We start from the raw sequence: 3577 nt of genomic DNA, 5'->3' as shown, positions 1-3577 counted from the left end.
GAAAAAGGCGTAACTGGAGGAGACCTATCCTGTCTGGTCCATCGGGCTCGTGCCGGCGGGGCGAGGAGCACGAAGGAAGAACGACACCCTCGCATTGCGAAAGAACGTCCGGGAACAGGAAAAGCGTTCTATTTCTCTTTTTGAGACAAACAAGATCCTGAAACAGTGGAAGAAGGACTAACCGGAACTGAAACAGGTCTATGCCCAGACTCTCCAGAATTGTCAGATGCGCGTAGACCTTGCCTTCAAAGCATTTTTTCGGCGCGTGAAGGCGGGAGAGAAAGATTCGGGATTCCCGCGGTTCAAGGGGAAGGGACGGTACGACAGTATCACGTATCCTCAAGGTCAGAAAGGAGGATTCAAATTTGAGGGGGACCGCCTCCACCTCTCAAAGATCGGGGATGTGAGGGTCGTCCTCCACCGCCCGGTTGAAGGGACGATCAAGACTCTCACGATCAGGCTGTCTTCGACCGGGAAGTGGTATGCCTGCTTTGTGGTCGAGTACGATCCCATGCCTGTACCGCAGACGGTGGTCGGGATCGATGTCGGTCTTGAGTCCTTCGCCACCCTCTCCAACGGTGAGAAGATCGAGAATCCCCGGTTCTTCCGTATCGACGAGAAGGCTCTTGCAAAAGCACAGAGGAAACTCTCGAAAGTAGAGAAAGGAACTCCTGAACGGAAAAAAGCCAGAAAGATCGTCGCACACATCCACGAACGGATCGCCACCAGACGGCTCAATTTTGCTCACCAAACCTCCCGGAAGTTGGTGGAGCGGTTCGGTGTGATAGCAGTTGAAGAACTGGCATTCACCGCCCTTCCTGCCTCCACCGATCTCCATGCCGATTTCGATTTCAAAAAAATGAGAGGATATCAGGACTTCTACCGGATTCGAGTGGGGAAATACCTGATCGGGTGCAGGCTCACCGCCACCGGAGCCCTGATCCTCTACCGCGTAAAATCCAGAGAAGAGATCTACTCAGTATTCCCGTGATCCTTATTCTGAATACCACGATTGAGACCCCTCCGTCTATCGTCTGATATGGCCCCCCACATGCCCGGCTCGCCTGGAGGTATACAACCACAGCATGACGACGGCTGCCGGGAACCAACTGTATCACGATAGAAGACCTTTTCGGGGTAGTCCGCAGGGAGACGTCCGGGGGCAGTTCCCCTCTCCGTATCCCTGCGAAAGCCGGTCCTTCTATCCTTCAGGCTCCCTGACCGCGTGGTAAATGGCCTCCAGCCTCTCGACCTCCTCCTCCCCGTAGGGGAAGCCGGCGTACCTGACCGCCTCGTACAACTTCGCAAAGGCCGCGGCCGGCTCCCGTGCTGGCGTGCCTGCGAGGGCGGCAGCGATCTCCCGCGGCGTCCTGGTACGGGCGCCTCTCACCCCGTAGTGCCTCTCGGCTGCGTCGGCCAGGCCCTGCCAGAGGGCGCCGGCTGCCTCTTCCAGCGTGAGGCCGGCGATTGTGAGGGGTGTCTCCTCTTCCTTCTCTTCGAGGGGGATTGACGCCTCCAGCCTCGCCGCGAGCACCGGCAGTGCCTCTTCCTTCTTTCTCCGGTGGCGGAGGTACACGTAGCCGCCTGCCCCGCCGAGAAGGAGGATGATGGCGACCGCTCCTGCTGGGAATCCCCCTACTTCCACGACGATCTCAGGACTCTCGGCAGGATCGAGGGGGAAGCCCTCGCCGGAGAAGACGGCCTGGAGAGTGTGCCGCCCTTCGGGGAGGCCGATCTCTTCCTCATAGTCTCCGCCCTTCCCGGTCGTCAGGGCCGCAGTCAGCGCACCGTCGTCGACCAGGAGGATAATTTCGGCGCCTTCCACCCCACGGCCGTTTGCGGTGAGGGTGCCGCTGACGACACTTTTGTTTGCCGCCAGGGTGAGATCTGCGGGTGAGGTGAGCACGGTGAACTCTACCAGGCCGGAGACGGCCTTGCCGGCCTGCACATATGCAAGGTGGGGGCTGGCCCGGCCTTTTTCGATCCGGTAGTCGATTGCGTAGTTTCCGGCCTGTGATGTTGCAGTCCCGACAGGCCTGCTGTCCACGAAGGCCTCGACCGTCTTTCCTGCCGGTGCCGTGCCTCTGAGGGTGACGAGGTCACCGAAACGCGCCTCCATTGGTTCGACGGCAAGAGTGAGTGCGGGCGGAGGCAGGGCGATCCCCGGCCCCCTGCTGTCTGCCTTTGTTTCTTCCCCGACGATCGCCCTGAAGGCCCCGATGCTCTCCTTGTAGGCGGTCGTGTCGGCCTCGTACTTCTCCCCGATCGCGACGGTGCGGTTCGCATCCTTCTCATAGGTCGTTGCCGCCCCCTGTAACTCCTTTTTCAGCGCTTCTCCCTCATAGACGAGGGAGTAGACCTTCCCGGGATCTTTTTCGTCCTGGTACTCGACCCTGACTTCCTCCAGGCGCTCTGTGCCGTTGACGAGGGTCGTGAGGCTCTCCATGTTCTCCCGGCTCTTTTTCCTGAACTCGTCGATGTCGGTGCCGGTGAGGTCGAGCTTGACGACCAGGCTGTCCATCGACCGGGTCATCTCTGAGTATTTTTTCAGATCCTTTTGTGCGCTCTCGAAGTCCTTCACCTGCACGGAGAGGACGACCGTGCTGCCCTGGCCGAGGAGATCCTGCATCAGGGGGAGGAGAGACCCCGCACTCTTCGCGTTTATTTTTTCTGCCGCCGAGAGGTCGGCCTCGGCCGGGTTTTCCGTCCCCTCTGCCGTCCAGAGGAGGGGTTCCTCTGCCTGCATCGCCAGGAGGCCGACGCATAGGAGAACCAGAATTGCGGTAATGATCTGTGCGCCTTTCATTTCGCCAGGATCTCCAGAACCTTCATCAGCACGATATAGCCAAAGACCGCGACCCCCGCGGCGATGACCACCTTCACCCTCGTCAGGTGCCGCGGCTGCACATAGGGGGTGTCGATGAGCACCGTGACCGCGAGGAGGCCGATGAGCCAGAGCACAAAAAAGACCTCCAGGTCGAGCGCCCTGTTCAGGAGCATGAAGAGGGCCACGATCCCTGTCCAGAGGGCGATTGCCCCGGCCCCGCTGTACCCCGCGCCGCGCATATCCCTGATCTCTTCACCCCTGCGCCGGATTAAGGTTGCGAAGGGGTTTTCCTGCCCCCTCGCCCCGCCCTGCGCGCTCCCTCCCGTCTCGGTTCATATTTTGCCTGCCTTTCTCCTCTCCCTGCTATCAGAAGTTAAGGACATCTCCCCATGACCCTGACAGAATAAACAATCCTTATATATTGCCACAGATAATTGATACCCCGTGAACCTTCCCTCCCCGGCCCCCCCTAACCCGGCCAGAGAGGGCCTCCCTGTCTCCCCTGAGCAGGGAGCGAGAGTTTCTGGATGTGGGTGCGCGTGAATCGGAGTTGTATACATGAAATACCCCCGGTGCAGGTCGGCTCCTCCCCTGCTGACGGTGGGGCGGCATCTGCCGGATATTTCCCTTCGGCCGCGGGAGGGCTCCCTCTCTCCCTCGACCAGCTCCCTTCCGGGCAGACGATCGCCGCGATGCCGGCGTACAACGAGGAGCGCTTCATCGCGAAGACGGTCCTCGGCGCCAGGAAGT

The 3577-nt window shown here is 60.2% G+C and carries 3 protein-coding genes; 1 reads left to right on the top strand and 2 read right to left on the bottom strand.

Going from position 1 to position 3577, the window contains the following annotated elements; all coding sequences use genetic code 11:
- Positions 1-187: 187 nt before the first annotated feature.
- Positions 188-991, top strand: a complete 804-nt coding sequence (locus PHP59_RS11950; RefSeq protein WP_300167292.1) for a transposase — start codon at positions 188-190, stop codon at positions 989-991.
- Positions 992-1201: 210 nt separating this feature from the next.
- Here PHP59_RS11950 and PHP59_RS11945 read toward each other — a convergent pair whose 3' ends face one another.
- Positions 1202-2806: a DUF4129 domain-containing protein gene (locus PHP59_RS11945; RefSeq protein ID WP_300167290.1), complete on the bottom strand. Its 1605-nt coding sequence runs from the start codon at positions 2804-2806 to the stop codon at positions 1202-1204.
- Entirely contained in the window at positions 2803-3066 is a 264-nt protein-coding gene (locus tag PHP59_RS11940; RefSeq protein ID WP_300167289.1) for a hypothetical protein, read from the bottom strand. Before PHP59_RS11940 ends, PHP59_RS11945 begins: the two co-directional genes overlap by 4 nt.
- Positions 3067-3577 lie beyond the last annotated feature (511 nt).

Source organism: Methanofollis sp. (assembly GCF_028702905.1).
Taxonomy (GTDB): domain Archaea; phylum Halobacteriota; class Methanomicrobia; order Methanomicrobiales; family Methanofollaceae; genus Methanofollis.
The sequence above is the reverse complement of the archived record's forward strand: the minus strand, read 5'-3'. Positions and strand labels throughout refer to the sequence as shown.

Coding starts and splice junctions, on each gene's coding strand:
- PHP59_RS11945 (WP_300167290.1), bottom strand. CDS start 2,806: ATGAAAGGCGCACAGATCATTACCGCAATTCTGGTTCTCCTATGCGTC.
- PHP59_RS11940 (WP_300167289.1), bottom strand. CDS start 3,066: ATGCGCGGCGCGGGGTACAGCGGGGCCGGGGCAATCGCCCTCTGGACA.